Source organism: Novosphingobium sp. NDB2Meth1 (assembly GCF_900117425.1).
Taxonomy (GTDB): Bacteria; Pseudomonadota; Alphaproteobacteria; order Sphingomonadales; family Sphingomonadaceae; genus Novosphingobium.
This window is the reverse complement of sequence record NZ_FPEH01000015.1, coordinates 254,949-273,268: the sequence shown is the minus strand read 5'-3', so window position 1 is coordinate 273,268 and position 18,320 is coordinate 254,949. Positions and strand designations below refer to the sequence as shown.

The window sequence follows — 18,320 nt, the reverse complement described above, 5'->3', positions numbered from 1 at the left end:
ACGAAGGCGCCCTGCCCGTTCCCGTGGCGGGCGCATGACAGGAGAACAGGTCATGATCGAACTGCGCCCCTTTGCCAGCCTCGGCGGTGCGAACCACGGCTGGCTCGATGCCAAGCATCACTTCTCGTTCGCCGAGTACCACGATCCGGCGCGCATGCATTGGGGCAACCTGCGCGTGTGGAACGACGATACGATCGCGCCGAAGAGCGGTTTCCCGCCGCACCCGCACCGCGACATGGAGATCATCACCTACGTCCGCGAAGGCGCGATCACCCACCAGGACAGCCTTGGCAACAAAGGCCGGACCGAAGCGGGCGATGTGCAGGTGATGAGCGCGGGCACCGGCATCCGCCATTCGGAATACAACATGGAGGACGTGACCACGCGCATCTTCCAGATCTGGATCATGCCGACCCGCAGCGGCGAAGCCCCCGGCTGGGGTGCCCGTCCCTTCCCCAAGGGCGAGCGCGCCGGGCAATTCGTGGCGCTCGCTTCGGGCTATGCCAATGACCAGACCGACGGCGATGCCCTTCCCATCCGCACCGATGCCCGCGTTCTCGGCGCGACCTTGCGCGCCGGTGAAACCGCGAGCTATCCGCTGGGCAAGGACCGCAGGGCCTACCTCGTCCCCGCCACCGGTGCGGTGAAGATCGCGGACGTGACCGTGAACGCCCGCGACGGCGCGGCGATTCGCGATCTCGAAGTGCTGACCGTGACCGCGCTGGAAGACAGCGAGATCGTCATGGTTGACGCTGCCTGAAGCGTTAGCGGGGAGTTTCGGACCTGCTCCGGGCTCCCTGCAATGGCATTTGTCAGGAATTATTGCTCAATTCGAATGACTGAAAGACGATCCATAACGGATCATTTACCGTTCTTGGTCCACAATGGGCTGGTGGCGCCGGACCAGCGCCAAGAGGCTCGTTGCAAGGTGATGGTGCGGTAGATGTCATTCATGGCTCCCATTCCACCGACGGATCAGGTCGTGCGGGCCCAGCGCCAGCCGCGGATCATCCGCGCTCGCCTGATCCACCGCGACGGCGAAGTTCAGGATATCGTCATCCGCAACGTCTCCGAGACCGGACTTGGCGCGAGCGCGCGCGGGCCGGCGCCGGTGCGCGGAGAGCGGGTGCTGGTGGTGCTGCCGGGCGAACAGGAAGCGACCGGGATCGTCCGCTGGTTCAGCGGTCACACGTTCGGCATGCAGCTTGATGCGCCGCTCGATCTCGAAGCACTTGGCCGCGCGCTGCAGCGGCAGGCGCATGTCGCGCAGGTTTCCGGCGAATGGAAGGTCGAGACACGGCACCGTGTCGTCACGCCGATGACCGACCCTTCGCGCATCCGCCGCGTCTGACTTGCATCAGCCGGACTGAAGCCCTGCATCAGTTTTTCTTGATGGGAACCAGCGTTCGCCGCGCCGGTTGACCGGACTTGCGCAGGCGTCATGCTGCGCGGCCATGACCAGACAGATCGAAGAACCCGCCCGCCGGATCGACGTGATCCACGAGACCGACGTGCTGGTGGTGGGCTCCGGCCCGGGCGGCCTTGCGGCGGCGCTGGCTTCGGCGCGCGCGGGGGTGAAGACGACTCTGGTTGAACGCTATGGCTGTTTTGGCGGCAATATCACGCAAGTCGGCGTCGAAGGCTTTGCCTGGTATCGCCACCCGACGACCATCGACAGCGAAGGCATCGGCCGCGAATTCGAGGACCGCGCGATCGCGATGGACGCCGCGCTGCCCGAGCCGCAATCGATCAGCCATGCGCTCGATGCCGAAGCCTTCAAGCATGTGGCCGACGTGCTGGTGAAGGAAGCCGGCGTCATCCCGATGTTGCACCGGCTCGTCGTCGCTCCGATCATGGAAGGCGATGTGATCAGGGGCGTGATCGTCGAAAGCAAGGCTGGGCGCGAGGCGATCCTAGCAGAGCGGGTTATCGACGCCACCGGCGATGCGGACCTTGCCTATCGCGGCGGCGCGCCGACGATCAAGCATCCGGTCGACGAGATGATGTCCGTCTCGGTGATGTTCTCGATGAGCGGGGTGAACAAGGCGCGCTTCATCGAGGCGGTGAAGGCCGATCCGCAGACCTATGGCGACTGGTCCGGCGGCGGCGAGTGGGACATCACGACGAGCGGCAAGGAAGACGCAATGTTCTCGCCGTTCCTGAGGAAGCCGTTCCGGCAGGCGCTCAAGGCTGGACTGCTGCCGGAGAACCTTGCGACCATCGCGGGTACGTGGGGCACGGTTTCGGATCAAGGCGATCTCACCTACCTCAACCTCGTCCACCATTACCTCGACGGCACCGATCCCGACAGCCTGACGCGCGGCGAGATGGACGGCCGCGCCGATGCAATGCACGCCATCGCGGCGCTGCGCGCGTTCATGCCGGGGTGCGAAGGGGCCAAATTGCGCAATTTCGGGATGACCCTCGGCATCCGCGACACGCGCAAGATCGATGCGCTCTACAACATGACCGGCGGCGACGTGCGGGGCGAGGCGCGGTTCGACGATTCCATCGGGATCTTCCCGGAGTTCATCGATGGCTACGGGCTGCTGATCCTGCCGACGACCGGGCGCTATTTCCACGTGCCCTACCGTTCGCTCGTACCCAAGGGGATCACGAACCTGATCGTCGCGGGCCGGGTGATCGGCGGCGACAAGGTGAGCCATGCCGCGGTGCGCAACATGATGTGCTGCGCGGTGTCAGGCCAGGGCGCGGGCGTGGCCGCGGCGCTTTCGGTGAAGACGGGGCGGGATTTCGCGCAGGTGGATATCGCGGCGGTGCAGGCCGAGCTCAAGCGGCAGGGCGCGCGGATTCACTGAGACGGAACGAAGCGGGACCCCGGATCAAGCCCGGGGTGACGAGGAAGGTTATGCCCCCAGCAGCGGCAGGGCCTCATCCCAGAAGTGGTGCAGGCTGAGCGCATAGCTGGCAGGCACGTAGGCGATGCAAGCATCGTCGCTTTCGGCCCAAAGGCGCACGCCGACGTGGTCGATGACTGTCGCGGCCGTGGCGCCCGCCGGGAACGCGGCGGCGCTGGTATCGAAGAAGCCGCCTTCGAGCAGCAGGTCGCGCCAGTGCGGCCCGGCAAGGCGCATGCGGACGATCCCGCCACCGATCGCCGTCAATGCGCCGTCATCGCCAAGGGTATCCGCGATCACGGCCACATCCCCTTCAACGAGCCAGACGGTCGGCTCGTAACGCAGCAAGGTGATGGCATCATTGCCCGCGCTGCGGTTCATCACCGGCAGCGCAAAACCCAGCGCCTTCTCGATGCGCGTGGCGACGGCCTGCGGGTTGCTCCAGATCTCCAGCGCGTGGAGCGGTGCAGCCGGGAGCATGGTGATCGATGTCGGTTCAGTCACGGTAGCGTTCCCCGGCGGCATCATAGAAGTGCGGTGCGGTCACGCGGACGCGCGCCTTTTCGCCGCGCGTGGGCGAGGTGACGATCAATTCCTCGCCGTGCCGCTTATGCCCGCCCTGAAGCAAAGCGAGCGCGATGGCGCCGCCTTCGAGGATGCGGCGCGCGGCGGCGGTGACATGGCCTTGCGGCGACTGACCCGCGCGCTGGATCAGCATGCCGCCTTCGGGGATCGGGCCATCGAGGCTGACGAGGCCGACGAGGTTATTGCGATCCGGCGCGCTGAGTGCAGGCCGCGTCAGGCCAGCCGCGCCGATGAAGCCGCCCGCCTTGTTGAGCATGCCGCCAAGGCCGAGATCGTGCGGCGTGCTGCGACCATCGACTTCGCCGCCGACGACCACGTGACCCTTCTCGATCCGCAGCAGTTCCATGGCCTCGAGGCCATAGGGCGCGCCGCCTGCCGCGCGGGTTGCGTGTTCGATGGCCTGCCAGACGGGTGCGGCATGCGTCGCCTCGACATGTATTTCGAAGGCGCGTTCGCCGCTGTAGCTGGCGGCGAGAACATGGACCGGAACGCCTGCGAGCACGCCGGGAGCATAGCCCATGTGGCGCGGGGGTTCGGCGCCGATCAGCGACGCAAGGATGGCGCGCGCCTGGGGTCCGGCGAGCGCGATCCCGGCGTAATGCTCCTGCACGTTGACGACGGAGCACTTGAGGTCCGGCCGCAGCGAGTTGCGCACGTAGGAGATGAAGTGCGCCATGCGGTCCGCGCCGCCGGTCGAGCTTGTCAGCAGGTAGCGGTTTTCGGCGAGGCGCCAGACGGTGCCATCGTCGTTCACGAAGCCGTCTTCGCGGCACATGAAGGTGTAGCGGCCGCGTCCGACGGCGAGCTTGCCGACTGTGGTTGCGCAGACCAGTTCAAGCAACGCGGCGGCGTCGGGGCCGCTGACCTCGAACTTGCCGAGCGTGGAAACGTCGCTGAGGCCCGCCACGGTGCGCACGGTGCGGGCTTCGCGCAGGGCGGCTTGCTGCAAGCTCTCGCCGTTCACCGGATAGGCGCGCGGGCGGAACCAGTAGCCGAGCGGCTGCCAGATCGGATCGTGCGCCTCGTGCAGACTGTGCAAGGGGATCCGGCGCACGTGTGCCCCCGCATTGCGTGCGCCGGCGCCCGCCATGAGGCCCATGGTGACGGGCGTGAACGGCGGGCGAAACGTAGTGAGACCGGCCTCGGGCACGGTTACATGCTGCTTTTCGGCAAGGCGCGAGAGCGCGACCATGTTGCTGGTCTTGCCCTGATCGGTCGCCATACCGAGCGTGGTGTAGCGCTTGAGGTGCTCGACCGAGCGGTAGCCTTCCTGCCAGGCGAGATCGATGTCCGCGAGGCTGACGTCGTTCTGGAAGTCTACGAAGCTGGTCTTGGCCTTCCCGGCGGGCGCGATGGCGGGCGCGGATGGCGGATTGAGCGCAGCGCCGACGGTCTCGCAAGCCTGCGGCGTCTCGCCCGGGATGAAGGCCTGCGCAGCCTCGTTCCATGTCAGCTTGCCGCCCGCCTGCATGTGGAGGTGCGCGACCGGGACGAAGCCGCCCGATACCGCGATCAGATCGGCGTCGAAGCTGTGCTCGCTGCCGCCGATGACGGCAGTGACCTTGCGCAGCGCATGCTTGCGGCCGATGACCTTCGCGGGCTTTGCATCGTAGAAAACCTGAACACCGGCAGGCGCGGTAGGACCGCTGCCGGGGGCGCGGGCATCGAGCAGCGCCACGACCTCTGCACCCGCTGCGACGAGCGCCTCGGCAGTCAGGTAGGCATCGTCGTTGTTGGTGGCGATGACGACGCGCTTGCCGGGCAGTACGCCCCAGCGGCGGACATAGCTGCGCACGGCCTGGCTGAGCATCACGCCGGGATGGTCGTTGTTGGCGAAGGGCACCGGGCGCTCGATCAGGCCGGTGGCGAGGATCACCCGCCCTGCCCGCACGTGCCAGAGCCGCTGGGCGAAACCGTGCGGCGGCACCGCGCCGGGTTCGACGAGGCGCTGGGTTAGCGTAAGGAAGTTGTGGTCCCAATAGCCCGACGCGGTCGTGCGCAGCAGGACTTCACCGCCGAGCGCCTTGATCCGCGCGATCATGGCGGCAGGATCGATCGCGGGATCGGGATCACGCAGCAGCGAACCGCCGGGGACGGCATCCTGCTCGACGAGCATGACGCGCTTGCCTGCTTCGGCCGCGGCGAGTGCGGCCTTGAGGCCAGCTGGACCGGCGCCGACGACAAGTACGTCGCAGAACCCGGCCTTGTGCGAGAAGTTATCCGGGTCCGCCTCGGTCGGCGCGTTGCCGAGGCCGGCGGCGCGGCGGATGAAGCCCTCGTAGAGCATCCAGTGCTTCGCCGGGCCGAAGAATGTCTTGTAGTAGAACCCGGCGCCTAGCGCAGGCGCGGCGAGCCCGAAGATCGAGGCGACGTCGAAAGACAGGCTGGGCCAGCGGTTCTGGCTCTTCGCCACCATGCCGGGATAGACGAACACGTCGGTCGCGCGCGTGTTGGGCTCGGTGCGGCCACCGGTGCCAACGGTGACGAGCGCGTTTGGCTCCTCGATCCCGGCCGTCATGATCCCGCGCGGGCGGTGGTATTTGAAGCTGCGGCCGACGAGGCCGACGCCATTGGCGAGCAGCGCGGCGGCGAGCGTGTCGCCGGGGCGGGCATGATAAGTGTTGCCGTCGAAGGTGAACGGGATCGTCTCGTCACCCGTCGCGCTGCGCGAAGGACCGCTCATGGCAGCGCCTCCGGACCGATGGCTTTGACGGCACGGATCTCGTGCGTCACGCGGTGGCGGGTGAGCACCATCCACGCGCGGCAGCCATATGTGTGGCGCCAGATTTCATCGTCAAGGCCCATCGGATTGGCGCGGGTGTAGAGCGCCTGCATCGCGGCGTGGGTATCGCCGGCGGGATCGACGACGGAGTCGGTCGTGCGCTCGTAAGTAAACTCGGTCTGGGCGCGCGGGCCGCAGTGGGGACAGGTGATCTGGTACATCGCGTTGCCCGTCTCAGCGGTGGTTCGGGAAAGGACCGACGGACGTTTCGTCGATCGTGGCGCCGGTCATGAATCGTTCGAGGCTGAAGGGCGCGTTCAGTTCGTGCGGCTTGCCAGTGGCGAGCGTGTGGGCATACGTCCAGCCCGAAGCGGGCGTTGCCTTGAAGCCGCCGTAGCACCAGCCAGCGTTGAGATAGAGCCCGTCGATGGGCGAAGGACCTATGATCGGGGAACCATCGAAGCTCATGTCGGTCACGCCCGACCAGGTGCGCAACATCCGGAGACGCGAGAGCGCGGGCATGCAGGTGACGGCCTGCGCGATGGCATGCTCCTTGATCGTCGGCTGGCCGCGGCGGGCATAGCTCGGCCAGTTGTCCGGATCGCCGCCCATGACGATGCCGCCCTTGTCGGACTGGCTGACGTAGAAGTGGAGCGACTGCGACATGATGACCGACTGCACCATCGGCTTGACGCCTTCGGTGACGAGTGCCTGCAAGGTCTGCGATTCAATCGGCAGGCGCAGGCCGGCGAGGCCCGCGACATGGCCACTGTGGCCTGCGACGCAGATGCCGGTGCGGCCCGCGAGGATGCGGCCACGCGTGGTCTCGACGCCGGTGATCCGATTGCCGTCCTTAACGAAGCCGGTGACCTCGCACTTCTGGATGATATCGACCCCCAGCGCATCGGCCGCGCGGGCATAGCCCCAGGCGACAGCATCGTGCCGCGCGGTGCCGGCGCGCCACTGAATCAGCGCGCCGTCGATGGGGAAGCGGGCGCCCCGCGAAAGATCGAGCAGCGGCTCGATCTTGGCGATCTGCTTCGGGGTGAGCAGTTCCGCGTCGATCCCGTCGCAGCGCATGGCATCGCCGCGTTCGGCAAGCTTGATCATGTCGCCATCGTTGTGGCCGAGGAACATCGCGCCGCGCGGGCTGAACATGACGTTGTAATTGAGATCGTCGCTGAGATTGTGCCAGAGCTTGAGGCCGAACTCGAAGAAGTTGTGCAGCTGCGGCAGGCGGTAGTTCGAGCGCACCAGCGTAGTGTTGCGCCCGACATTGCCGCCGCCGATCCAGCTCTTCTCCAGCACCGCGACGTTGCGGATGCCGTGCACCTTGGCGAGGTAATAGGCGGTGGCAAGCCCATGCCCGCCGCCGCCGATGATGATGACGTCATAACTCGCGCGGGGCTCCGGATCGCGCCACGCCGGTTCCCAATGCTTTTGCCCGTTCAGCGCGCCGCGCAGCAGGCTGAAGGCGGAATAGGGAGTCTTCATGCGGCTTGAGGGGCCTGCCAGCCGCGCTGTTCGCGCCAATCCGCGCCGATGCCGTCAAAGCGCGAGAGGCTGAGCTTCTTGATGTCGGTGAAGCTGCACTGCCCGTCGACGACAAGATCGCGCACCGCGTGGCCCGAGGCGGGCGAGAGGCCGAAGCCGACGCCGGACATGGTGATGACGGTGACGTTCTCGGGGTCCTTCATCCGGTCGATGATCGGACGGCCGTCGGGCGTGTTCTCGACGATACCGGCCCACGAGCGGATCACGTTGAGATGCGCGGCCTTGGGGAACAATTCGGCCACGCGCCGCGCGAGGTTGCGCGTGAGCGGCGAGGACGGACGCGCGGGCGGGCCTGCCTCGAAGGTTTCGAGCCATTCGTGCGGGCCGCCGCCGTAAGCGAGATTGCCGCGCAGGGTCTGGCGGCCATAGAGGCCGTTCCCGTCGACACCGCCGATGGGCATCATCGGGGCGGGTTCGGTCACGATCATCTCCGCGCGTGCGGCGGCGAGCGGAACTACGACTCCGAGCTTGGCCATAAGGCCCTGAATCTGCGGGCCAGCCGCGACGACGACCGCATCGCATTCGTGGCGACCGCTGGTGGCGTGGACAGCGACGACCTTGCCGCCTTCGGTCTCGAACCCGGTGACGGGGTTGTGCTGGTAAATGCGCCCGCCAAGGTCCTGCAGCGCCCATGCATAGGCCTGCACGCTGCGCTGTGGGTTGGCGTGGCCCCCGAAGCGGTAGTGCATCCCGCCAAGGCAGTTGTCCCCGGCGAGCGGCACCATACTGCGCACCTGATCGCCATCGAGCAGATCGACACGGTAGCCCATGTCGTTGTTCATCTTGGCGAGATAATGGTATTGATTCAACTGCTTGGGGCTGACCGCGATGACGAGGCGTTCCTGCTGGTGCTCGGTGGGATAGCCAAGCAGTTCGTCCATGTGCGGCCACATGCGCTGCTCTTCCTCGAACAGCGGGCTCTGGTAGTGCGAGGCGCCGCCGCCGTTGCGACCCGAGGCTTCCCAGCCGACGATGCCCTTGTCGAGCACCGTCACCTGCGCACCGGACCGAGCGAGCCACCAGCCGGCGCTGAGGCCGGAGACACCGCCGCCGACAATGACGACTTTCATACCAGCCGCAGTCCCGGCGATCTTCGCCATGGTTTCCTGCGGGGTTTCCTTCGGAGTGGGCATACCGACGTAGGTCATCTTAGAGGCTCCACCCTTCGGCAATGGCAGTCTGGTGCTCGCGCTCGCGCGGCGTGTCGATGTCCCGGTAGGGCACCCATTGCGTCGGGATGCCGAACCAGACGTCCCACCCGGCGCGCATCTCTTCGCTTTCCTCCCAGTCCGCGAGGATGCGCAGCGGCAGCGGGCGGACCGGCGCGCGGTGCGTGGCAAGCGGAACCGAGCCGAAGGGGCCGTCTGCTGCCATCGCCAGCATCATCGCCACCTGATCCCGGCAGCGGCGGCCTTGGCACACACCCATGCCGGCGCGGGTGAGGCGCTTGATCTGATCCGGGTTCGGCGGGCCGTCCTTGATCAGCGTATCGAGCGAACGGGCCTGCATCGGCGCGGGGCGCTCGAGGTAACGCGGGGGCTGGACGCCGAGCAGGTCGGCGCGGGTCACTTCCTCGCACTGGCAGACGATGGTGTCGGGTTTCGAGAGCGCGCCGAGTTCACGCGCCCATTCCATGCGGTATTCGACATGGTCGAAGCCGGTGTCAGCAAGGCCGGCGCAGTCGCCGACGCAGGTGACGCCCTCGTTTTCGCCCGGAATATAGCCGCCGCGCGCACCATCAAGCACGCGCTTGCCGCCCATCGCGTCGATCAACTCGATCGAAGGGACAAGGCCGATGGCGAGGACGATCGTATCGACCGCGATCTCGGCACCCGAACGCAGGCGGACGCGCTCTACGCCGTCGATACCGCCGATGGCCTCGGCTGGGGCGTCTTCGAGAAAGAAGGGAATCTGCGCGGCGCGGACGGCTTCGGCGAGCGCGGCATCGCCCTGCGGCGCGCTGCGCACTTCGACGAGGCCGGCGACCTCGACGCCCTTGTCGCGCGCCAGCAGCGCGGTTTCGAGCGCGAGATCGTGGCTGCCGACGATCAGGATGCGCTTGCCCGCGAAAGCTTCGTAATGTGCGAGCAGGCGTTCGAGCGCGGCGGCGCCCATCACGCCGGGCTGGTTCCAGCCCGGGAAACCGATGGCGAGATCACGCGCGCCGGTGGCGAGGACGAGTTCGTTGTAGCCGACGATCCAGCCGCGATCCTTGTCCGCCAGCGCGACGACGCTTTCCGGAAGTCCTGTCATGCCGGGGCCATTGCGATAGACGCCCCAGGCGCTGGTGCCGAGGAGCACTTCGACACCCGCTTCCATCGCGGCCTCAAGCTGCGGCTCGCTCATGAACACGGTCTCGAGCATGCGCACAGCGCTCTGCGTGGCGGTGGTCATGCGGCCGCCGAACAGCAGCGGCACGTCGTTGCCCATCGCCGCGCCCGGGATCGGGTTCTCGTCGACGAGGAGCACCGACTTGCCCTCCCCTGCCCCGGCGAGCGCGGCGGCAAGGCCCGCAGGCCCCGCGCCGACGACGACCATGTCATAACGCGCTTCGGGCGCAGGGAGCTTCGTGCCGATCGCGTGGGGATCGGTGCCGTTGTTCAGGTGCATGGTTCAGACAGCCTCTAGTGCCTGGGAAAGGTCGGCGATGATATCATCGGCGTGTTCGAGCCCGACGGACAGGCGCATCGTGCCGTCGGTGATGCCACCCGCGAGACGCCCTTCGCGCGGGACGGCATAATGGGTGGTCGTCGCCGAATGGCAGATCAGCGTTTCCGATCCACCGAGGCTGACCGCGAGCTTCAGGAGCTTCAGCGCATCGAGCATGCGGAAGGATTCTGCTTCGCCGCCGTGGAGGTGGAACGAGAAGGTCGAGCCCGCGCCCTTGCACTGGCGGTCATAGACCGCCTTGGCCGGGCTGCCTTCGGGCAGGAAGCCGAGATAGGTGACGCCCGCGACCTTGGGATGATCGCGCAGGAACTCCGCCACCTGCCGCGCATTGCTCATGGCCCGCTCGATCCGCACGGCGGCGGATTCGAGGCTGCGCACGACGAGCCATGCCGTGAACGGATCGAGATGGTTGCCCCAGGTGGTGCGCAAGGTGCGCAGCTGGTGGATCAGCTCCAGCCTGCCGCTGACCCCGCCCGCCAGCAGGTCGCTGTGCCCGGCGCAGTACTTCGTGAGCGAGGTCATGCACAGGTCGACACCATGCTCGATCGGACGCTGCGCGAAGGGACCGAGCAAGGTGTTGTCCACCACGACCAGCGGCCGCCGCCCCGTCTCGCGGCCGATCTCGTCGGCAACCGCGACCATGAGGTCAAGATCGACCATGGCAGCAGTCGGATTGGCCGGGGTTTCCGCCACGATCAGCGCCAGCGGCCCCTTGGCCAGCGCAGCCCGGGCAGCAGCGCGCACGGCATTGGGATCGCAGCCGTCGGTATAGGTTTCGACGTGGGTGCCAAAGCCCGGCATCACCGAGCCATAAAGCATGTCCACCCCGCCATAGATCGGGCGGCCATGGAGAACGCTGTCACCCGGCTTCACGAACGTGAGCGCGATGGAGGAATGCGCTGCCATCCCTGACGAGAACGCGGCAGCCGCCTCCGCCCCGTCAATCGCGGCAAGGCGGGATTCCAGAATGTCGAGCCCCGGATGGCCAAGGCGCGAATAGATATGTCCCTCACCCTTCTTCCCCGCCAGCGGCCCGGTGCCGTCGAAGAACGCCTCGTGGACGTCCTTGGCGTGCTGGGCGCTGGGGTAGATGAAGGTCGAGGTCAGGTAGACCGGCGGCTTGACCGCGCCGAGCGCCTCGGCGGGATCATAACCGAAGGCGACGGCGAGGGTTTCGGGGCGTAACCCCTTGAGAGAATCAGCGGCCATGCGTCTCGACATACTTGCGGGCGGTGTCGCAGTACCAGTCGGTAAAGCGCAGCGCGAGCATCTCGGCCTCCTGCGAATAGGGACCGGGGACGTAGCCGGGGCTGTTCACGCCGAGCTGATTGTTTTCCGCCAGTTCCTTGTCCTGCAGGTTGGTGCGCGTCCACAGGTCCGCCAGTTCCTCGACCGAGTAGTCGACGCCCTCTACCGCATCCTTGTGGACGAGCCACTTGCCGGTCACCGCGGTCTCGTGCGGACCGATGGGCATCGCGCTGAACATGAAGGTGTGGTCGGCGGTCGAATGGGTGAAGCAGTGCGGATCGACGGCAAGGCGCATCGAACCGATATCGCCGCCATTGAGGTCGCACATCAGCTTCTTGACGAGATGCTTGCCGTCCATCGACAGCGAGACGACCTGCGGATTGAGCTGGAAGCGCGCGAGCTGCCACCACTCGCCTTCGATTGCCTCGGTGGCAAGCCCCACGGCGGCCATCGTTTCGTGGAAGGTCTGGACCTGGGTATCGCCATCGATCTCGAAATGCTTCGACATGCCGACCGGGAAGGTGCGGGCCAGTTCCGGGTGACCGGTTGCGCAGTGATAGCACTCGCGCCCGTTCTCCATCACCAGCTTCCAGTTGGCGTATTCGATGATCGTGCTCTCGAACGCGAGCTTGGCGTTCTTGAGGTCATGCGGCGCGAGGTACTCCTCGAGCCGAAGCGCGAACTCGTTGAACGGCGGCGGATTGTCGTCGAAGCAGATGAACAGGCAGCCGGCGACGCGTTCGAGCTGGATCGGGCGCAGGCTGTGGCTCGCCTTGTCGAAATCGGCTTCCATGCGCATGGCGGACAGCAGCGAGCCGTCGAGCTCGTAGGTCCAGCGGTGGTAGGGGCACACGATCTTGGGCGCCGCGCCCTTGCCGGCGGCGCACAGGATCGAGCCGCGGTGGCGGCAGGTGTTGTGAAAGGCGCGGATCTCGCCGTCGCGGCCCTTGACGATGAGCACCGGCCACTTGCCGACCATCTGCGAGATGTAGCTGCCGGCCTTAGGCAGCTCGCACTCGTAACCGGCCATGAGCCAGCTGGTGCCGTAGATGGCGGCCATGTCGAAGTCGAAGACCTCGGCGTCGTTATAGAGAGCCTGGGGGAGGCAGTGGCCTGCCGGCCGCTGGTCCAGAAGCGAGCCGATCCGGCTGAGGTCGATCATGTGTGGGTTGTCCCGATGAGACGAGGAACGAATATGCCATCGGGTGGACCAAGCAGGCCAATGCAGCCAATCGGATTTCCTTATGCCGCCATGGAAAATTGACAAAAAGGCATGGCTCGCGGGCGCCGTGAACGCCCATACGGCACCGGCGGATGGTTACGATTTCGTCCAATTTCGAGCAAATTTCAGCAATATCAGTGCTTTGTGCGCGTGCGCAAACCTATGCACGGCAAGGAGGACCAAAAAGCCACAATCGCCCGCGACGTTGCAGCGCCGCAATCTTGGGGTGGATTTAGGCCTTGCTTTGACCTAGGCTTGTCCAAACGCGACGATGAGCGTGCTGAAAACGGGGAGTAAAATCAGGGAATTGCCTGCTCGGGGATGGTTCGGCCGGATGAGGCAGAACCAGTGAAAGCGGCCAAGTGAAGTGCCCTTCACACAGTTTCCTGCAGGATGTCTCTGATCCTTTCCGCGACATGCACGCGCCGTCGGCGTGGTTTTGAGGGCCCCGGTCAGGTGCCGGGCGGGAAATGAGAAAGATGGGGGTACACATGAAATCACGGTTTATGTTGTCGTGCGCTGCTGCTGCAGTCGCGCTCGGCTCGGGCGAACTGGCGCTGGCGCAGTCCGCGCCGCAGGCCGAGGCCGACTCCACCAGCTCCGATGTGATCATCGTGACGGCGCAGCGCCGTGACCAGTCGATCCAGGACGTGCCGCTGACCCTGCAGGCGTTCAGCACCGACACGCTGAGCAAGCTCAACGTGACGTCGATCGAAGGCCTGCTCAAGTACACCCCGAACGTCACCTTCTCGAACAACGGTCCGGGCCAGGGCGCGATCTTCCTGCGTGGTCTTTCGGCGGGCTTCGCAGGCCAGCAGTCCTCGGCGACGATCGGCGGCTTCCCGAACGTGGCCGTCTATCTCGATGACCAGGCGCTGCAGTTCCCGGCGCGCAACGTCGACGTCTATGTCGCGGACATGGAGCGCGTCGAAGTGCTCGAAGGTCCGCAGGGCACCCTCTTCGGCGGCGGCGCGCAGGCTGGTGTGGTTCGCTACATCACCAACAAGCCCAAGCTGAGCAAGTTCGAAGGCCGCTTCGAAGGCAGCTTTGGCGGCACCTCCGGTGGCAGCACCAACGGCTCGTTCAATGCGATGATCAACGTGCCGATCATCGAGGACAAGCTGGCGGTTCGCGTGGTGGCCTATACCGATCACCGCGGCGGCTACATCGACAACAAGTTCTCGACCTTCACGCGTCGGCCGACTGACCTTGGTTCGTACTACCTGTCGTACCAGGGCAACGGCAACCAGCTGACCCCGGACCAGCAGAGCCGTCAGGGCCAGTACAACAACCAGGCTCTGGTTGAAGACAACTTCAACCCGGTCGACTACACTGGCGCGCGCGCGGCGCTGGCCTGGCAGGTCACGCCGGACTGGGATCTGCTCGTCACGCAGGCCTATCAGAAGCTCAAGTCGCGCGGCACATTCGCCGTCCAGACCTACACTTATGACTACGCGCCGCTGACGGGTCTTTCGTCGACGCTGTTCTCGCCCCAGTACAACGAGGACGATTACTGGAACACCGCCTGGACGCTGAACGGCAAGGTCGGCGACTTCAAGGTGGTCTACACCGGTTCGTACCTGACCCGCCACATCACGCAGCAGGGCGACTACACCAACTACGCGCGCGCGACCTACGGCATCTTTTACCAGTGCACCGGTGCCGGCAACTACTACTGGAACGTCGGCGCGGCGCCCTATTGCTACGAGCCGAACAGCTACTGGAAGGACAAGGTCCGCAATACGCACGAGAGCCACGAAATCCGCATATCGACGCCCGACACGGGCCGGATCCGGGCCATCGTCGGTGGCTATTACGAGAACTTCAAGATCCAGGACGACATGAACTGGGCGTACAAGACCATTCCTGACTGCGGCCTCGACTTTGTACCGGCAACGGCGGCACAGATCGCTGCTGGCGCGGCTCCGAACCCGGTCTGCCTCGGCCGCGTTGCACCCAACCCGAATGCCACACTCAATCGTCCCGGCCCGCGCGATATCGGTGATGCTTTCGGCCAGGACATCACCCGCGGCTACAAGCAGTATGCGGCGTTCGGCTCGGTCGATTTCGACATCACACCGAACCTGACCCTCACCGGCGGAACGCGCTACTACTACTACGACAACTACCAGAAGGGCTCGGTCTACTCGTCGTTCAGCGCATCCTGCTATCAGGTGGCCGTTTGCACGACGGGCTCGAACCTCGACGCGCTCGGCCTGAAGACGACCTATAAGGGCTTCCGTAGCAAGGGCACGATCACCTGGAAGCCGAAGCCGGGCACGCTGCTCTACTTCACCTATAGCGAAGGTTTCCGTCCGGGTGCGTTCAACCGCGGTCCTTCGGCCCGCGTGCAGGATCCGCGCCTGCCGTTCATCGGCGCCGACGGCAAGGGTTCGGTGACCAACACCGGCAACGGACGCAACTTCCAGCTGCTGGTTCCCGCCGCCTATGCGCCGGACAACCTGATCAACTACGAAGTGGGCCTCAAGACCGACCTGTTCGACCGCAAGGTGACCTTCAACCTGTCCGGTTACATCATGCAGTGGAAGAACATCCAGATTGGGTTCTTCAACCCGGCGGCCGGCTTCGGCAACACCGCGTTCGCGACCAACGGTCCGAGCTACAACATCAAGGGTGTTGAAGCGCAGATCTTCGCGCGTCCTTATGAGGGTCTGACGATCAACGCTTCGGGAACCTACAATAGCAGCAAGCAATCCAACGCGCCTTGCTTCATCGCCAACAACCCGACGGCGTCGAGCTTCGGGAACTGCATTACCGAGCGCTTCGGCAACGGCTACGATCAGGCAGGCAACCCGCTGACTCTGCCCGTGCAGAGCCCGTTCGGCACCGTCGGCAGCATCACGCCGTTCAGCCCGAAGTTCCAGGGCAACATCCGCTTCCGCTACGAGTGGGCCGGCAAGAACGGGATGGACTGGTTCGCGGCGGTCGGTGGCAACTACATCAGCGCGCAGTTCAACCAGCCCGCGACCTATCCGGACGGTAACGTCCCGGGCAACGGCAACGTGGCGGGTCCGAACGGGATCATCGTTCCCGCAACGACCGTGCTGCGCTACAAGATGCCCGGCTATGGCCTTGTCGACAGCCAGATCGGCTTCACCAAGGACAACTGGACGGTTACGATCTTCGGCGACAACATCTTCAACTCGCACGCCTCGACGTTCACCAACTCGTCGCAGTACATCAAGACTTCGACGATCGTGCGTCCGCGGACCTATGGTATCAAGATCGCTGCCAAGCTGTGATCGGATACCGCTGAAGGAAAGGGGTGGCTCCGCAAGGGCCACCCCCATCCTTTCGGTGATGCAAGATGACGGACGGGCACGGTTGATGGACACGCATGGCGATGGCCGACAGGACCAATCTTAAATGGCCACCCAAGCAGACCTGACCCGCTCCATGACTGCCTCTCCTGCTGCAAATTCAGAAACATCGCTCGCGTCAAAGATCATGGCGCTGCATGCATTGCAGGCGAAAGACGATTATGCAGCCGCCGTCAGCGGCGCACGGCAGCTTCTCAAGACCGAGCCGAACAACCGCGATCTCCTGCTGATCGAGGCGCATTCGCTGCGCATGATGCAGCAGACCGACGCCGCGCTGGCCGCACTGGGCCGACTGGCAGCCAGCCATCCCCGTTTCAGCCAGATGCATCTGGAGCGCGGCCTGTGCCATGTCGCCCGCCGCGATGCGCCTGCTGCGATATTCGATCTGCGCGCCGCCGTGACGCTCAATCCGGCCCTTGCGATGGGCTGGCGCATGCTCGACGGGCTTTACCGCATGACCGGTGACATGCGCAGCGCCGAACTCGCTGCCGCGCATTTCGCCCATCTTGCCAGTATCCCGCCGCAAGTCGTTCAGGCCAAAGTCCTGTTTGGCGACGGCGAGATCGATGTTGCCGAAGATCTGATCCGGCGGTTCCTGCTTGAGGCGGGCGATCACCCCGAAGCGATGCGCCTGCTCGGCCAGATCGGCCACCAGCGCAATGTGCTCGATGACGCCGAGACGCTTTACGAAGGCGTGCTGGCGATGGTGCCCGATCATGACGAGGCACGGCACGAGTATGTGCAGGTGTTGATCGCGCGGCACAAGTTTCCGCAGGCGCGCGAGGCGCTGGAGCCCTTGCTGAAGCGCGATCCGCGCAATCACGCGCACCGCATCCAGGCTGCGACGATCAAGGTCGGCCTCGGAGATTTCGAGAGCGTGATCCCCGAATACCGCGCGATGATCGCGGAGATCGAAGGCGATACTCCTGACGCCCGCGTACGGCGTGCCGATCTCAACCTCTGGCTGGGCCATGCGCTCAAGACAGAGGCGCGCACGGCCGAGGCCATCGATGCCTATATGACGGCGACGGCAAACCGACCCGATTTCGGCGATGCCTGGTGGAGCCTCGCCAATCTCAAGACCTACCGGTTTTCCGCCGAGTCCATCGCCATCCTCAAGGAACAGCTGGAAAGCCCGACGATCGCAGATGTCGACCGCGTCCACGTTGCTTTCGCGCTCGGCAAGGCGCTCGAGGATGCGGGCGATTACGAAGGTTCGTGGGCCGCCTATTCGCGCGGCAACACGATGCACCGCGCCAGCAACGGCTACGTGCCCGAGGTGTTCGAGACCAACACGCGCGAACAGAAGCGGGTGTGCACCCCCGCCTTCTTCGCCGCGCGCGAAGGCTGGGGGCTGGATGATCCCTCGCCGATCTTCGTGCTTGGCCTGCCGCGTTCGGGTTCGACTTTGCTCGAGCAGATCCTCGCCTCGCATTCGATGGTCGAAGGTACGCAGGAACTGCCGGACATCCAGCGCATCGTCCACGAGTTGCAGGGCCGCGAGCTCAACTTCGACAAGCCGCTCTATCCCGGGTCGATGGCGGATCTGGACCGTGAGGCCGTCCGCAAGTTCGGCGAGCAGTACATCGCCGATACGATGCCCAACCGCATCCTTGGCCGGCCGTTCTTCATCGACAAGATGCCGAACAATTTCCGGCACGTCGGCCTGATCCACCTGATTCTGCCGAACGCCAAGATCATCGATGCGCGGCGCGATGCGATGTCGTGCTGCTTCAGCAATCTCAAGCAGCTTTTCGCGCAGGGGCAGGAATTCACCTACGGCATCGAGGACATCGCGCGCTACTACAAGACCTACGTCGAGCTGATGGACCACTGGGACACCGTGCTTCCCGGCAGGGTGCTGCGCGTGCAGCACGAGGATGTGGTAGACGATCTCGAAGGCAGCGTGCGCCGCATTCTCGACTACTGCGGCCTCCCGTTCGAGGAGGCCTGCATCGAGTTCCACAAGACCAAGCGCAGCGTGCGCACGCCGAGTTCGGAACAGGTTCGCCAGCCGATCTTCCGCGACGGGCTCGACCAGTGGAAGAAGTTCGAACCCTGGCTCGAACCCCTGCGCGAGGCGCTGGGACCCGAGCTGGCACCACGATAAGACATCAGGA

At 65.3% G+C, this 18,320-nt stretch carries 13 protein-coding genes; 5 read left to right on the top strand and 8 right to left on the bottom strand.

What is annotated here, in order from left to right:
• Nucleotides 1-52: 52 nt before the first annotated feature.
• From NDB2M1_RS10780 to NDB2M1_RS10770, 3 genes are all read left to right on the top strand, one after another.
• Nucleotides 53-760, top strand: a complete 708-nt coding sequence (locus NDB2M1_RS10780; protein ID WP_072382150.1) for a pirin family protein — start codon at nt 53-55, stop codon at nt 758-760.
• Between the two features lie 192 nt (nt 761-952).
• Nucleotides 953-1,351, top strand: coding sequence for a PilZ domain-containing protein (locus NDB2M1_RS10775; protein WP_072382148.1), 399 nt, complete (start codon nt 953-955; stop codon nt 1,349-1,351).
• A gap of 103 nt (nt 1,352-1,454) precedes the next feature.
• On the top strand, nt 1,455-2,819 hold the full coding sequence (locus NDB2M1_RS10770; protein WP_072382146.1) for an FAD-dependent oxidoreductase: 1,365 nt from the start codon (nt 1,455-1,457) through the stop codon (nt 2,817-2,819).
• Nucleotides 2,820-2,867: 48 nt separating this feature from the next.
• On the opposite strand, the gene NDB2M1_RS10765 is transcribed toward NDB2M1_RS10770, so the two are convergent.
• Genes NDB2M1_RS10765 through NDB2M1_RS10730 form a run of 8 tightly spaced genes read right to left on the bottom strand, consistent with a single transcriptional unit; the run spans nt 2,868 to nt 12,799 of the window.
• Nucleotides 2,868-3,362: an aminomethyltransferase family protein gene (locus NDB2M1_RS10765; RefSeq protein WP_072382144.1), complete on the bottom strand. Its 495-nt coding sequence runs from the start codon at nt 3,360-3,362 to the stop codon at nt 2,868-2,870.
• Nucleotides 3,355-6,126, bottom strand: coding sequence for a 2Fe-2S iron-sulfur cluster-binding protein (locus tag NDB2M1_RS10760; RefSeq protein WP_072382142.1), 2,772 nt, complete (start codon nt 6,124-6,126; stop codon nt 3,355-3,357). The genes NDB2M1_RS10765 and NDB2M1_RS10760 overlap by 8 nt, the downstream gene beginning before the upstream one ends.
• Entirely contained in the window at nt 6,123-6,386 is a 264-nt protein-coding gene (locus tag NDB2M1_RS10755; protein WP_072382140.1) for a sarcosine oxidase subunit delta, read from the bottom strand. The genes NDB2M1_RS10760 and NDB2M1_RS10755 overlap by 4 nt, the downstream gene beginning before the upstream one ends.
• A 13-nt stretch (nt 6,387-6,399) precedes the next feature.
• Nucleotides 6,400-7,659, bottom strand: a complete 1,260-nt coding sequence (locus NDB2M1_RS10750) for a sarcosine oxidase subunit beta family protein (RefSeq protein ID WP_072382138.1) — start codon at nt 7,657-7,659, stop codon at nt 6,400-6,402.
• Complete coding sequence (locus NDB2M1_RS10745) at nt 7,656-8,867, bottom strand: NAD(P)/FAD-dependent oxidoreductase (RefSeq protein ID WP_253185847.1); 1,212 nt, start codon at nt 8,865-8,867, stop codon at nt 7,656-7,658. The genes NDB2M1_RS10750 and NDB2M1_RS10745 overlap by 4 nt, the downstream gene beginning before the upstream one ends.
• Before the next feature lies 1 nt (nt 8,868).
• Entirely contained in the window at nt 8,869-10,329 is a 1,461-nt protein-coding gene (locus NDB2M1_RS10740; protein ID WP_072382136.1) for an FAD/NAD(P)-dependent oxidoreductase, read from the bottom strand.
• A 3-nt stretch (nt 10,330-10,332) separates the two neighbouring features.
• On the bottom strand, nt 10,333-11,598 hold the full coding sequence (locus NDB2M1_RS10735; protein ID WP_083554798.1) for a cystathionine gamma-synthase family protein: 1,266 nt from the start codon (nt 11,596-11,598) through the stop codon (nt 10,333-10,335).
• A complete protein-coding gene (locus NDB2M1_RS10730) occupies nt 11,588-12,799 on the bottom strand; it encodes an aromatic ring-hydroxylating oxygenase subunit alpha (RefSeq protein WP_072382132.1) in 1,212 nt (403 codons plus the stop codon). The genes NDB2M1_RS10735 and NDB2M1_RS10730 overlap by 11 nt, the downstream gene beginning before the upstream one ends.
• A 551-nt stretch (nt 12,800-13,350) precedes the next feature.
• Here NDB2M1_RS10730 and NDB2M1_RS10725 point away from each other — a divergent pair.
• The gene (locus tag NDB2M1_RS10725; RefSeq protein ID WP_083554797.1) at nt 13,351-16,122 is read left to right on the top strand and encodes a TonB-dependent receptor; all 2,772 of its coding nucleotides are present in this window, start codon (nt 13,351-13,353) and stop codon (nt 16,120-16,122) included.
• A 205-nt stretch (nt 16,123-16,327) separates the two neighbouring features.
• Nucleotides 16,328-18,310 carry a tetratricopeptide repeat-containing sulfotransferase family protein gene (locus NDB2M1_RS10720; RefSeq protein ID WP_143146720.1) on the top strand — a complete coding sequence of 661 codons (1,983 nt, stop codon included), beginning with the start codon at nt 16,328-16,330 and terminating at the stop codon, nt 18,308-18,310.
• Nucleotides 18,311-18,320: the final 10 nt, after the last annotated feature.

Excerpts from the sequence above, each read along its gene's own strand:
- NDB2M1_RS10780 (WP_072382150.1), top strand. The coding sequence starts at position 53 with ATGATCGAACTGCGCCCCTTTGCCAGCCTCGGCGGTGCGAACCACGGC.
- NDB2M1_RS10775 (WP_072382148.1), top strand. The coding sequence starts at position 953 with ATGGCTCCCATTCCACCGACGGATCAGGTCGTGCGGGCCCAGCGCCAG.
- NDB2M1_RS10770 (WP_072382146.1), top strand. The coding sequence starts at position 1,455 with ATGACCAGACAGATCGAAGAACCCGCCCGCCGGATCGACGTGATCCAC.
- NDB2M1_RS10760 (WP_072382142.1), bottom strand. The coding sequence starts at position 6,126 with ATGAGCGGTCCTTCGCGCAGCGCGACGGGTGACGAGACGATCCCGTTC.
- NDB2M1_RS10755 (WP_072382140.1), bottom strand. The coding sequence starts at position 6,386 with ATGTACCAGATCACCTGTCCCCACTGCGGCCCGCGCGCCCAGACCGAG.
- NDB2M1_RS10750 (WP_072382138.1), bottom strand. The coding sequence starts at position 7,659 with ATGAAGACTCCCTATTCCGCCTTCAGCCTGCTGCGCGGCGCGCTGAAC.
- NDB2M1_RS10745 (WP_253185847.1), bottom strand. The coding sequence starts at position 8,867 with ATGACCTACGTCGGTATGCCCACTCCGAAGGAAACCCCGCAGGAAACC.
- NDB2M1_RS10740 (WP_072382136.1), bottom strand. The coding sequence starts at position 10,329 with ATGCACCTGAACAACGGCACCGATCCCCACGCGATCGGCACGAAGCTC.
- NDB2M1_RS10735 (WP_083554798.1), bottom strand. The coding sequence starts at position 11,598 with ATGGCCGCTGATTCTCTCAAGGGGTTACGCCCCGAAACCCTCGCCGTC.
- NDB2M1_RS10730 (WP_072382132.1), bottom strand. The coding sequence starts at position 12,799 with ATGATCGACCTCAGCCGGATCGGCTCGCTTCTGGACCAGCGGCCGGCA.
- NDB2M1_RS10725 (WP_083554797.1), top strand. The coding sequence starts at position 13,351 with ATGAAATCACGGTTTATGTTGTCGTGCGCTGCTGCTGCAGTCGCGCTC.
- NDB2M1_RS10720 (WP_143146720.1), top strand. The coding sequence starts at position 16,328 with ATGGCGCTGCATGCATTGCAGGCGAAAGACGATTATGCAGCCGCCGTC.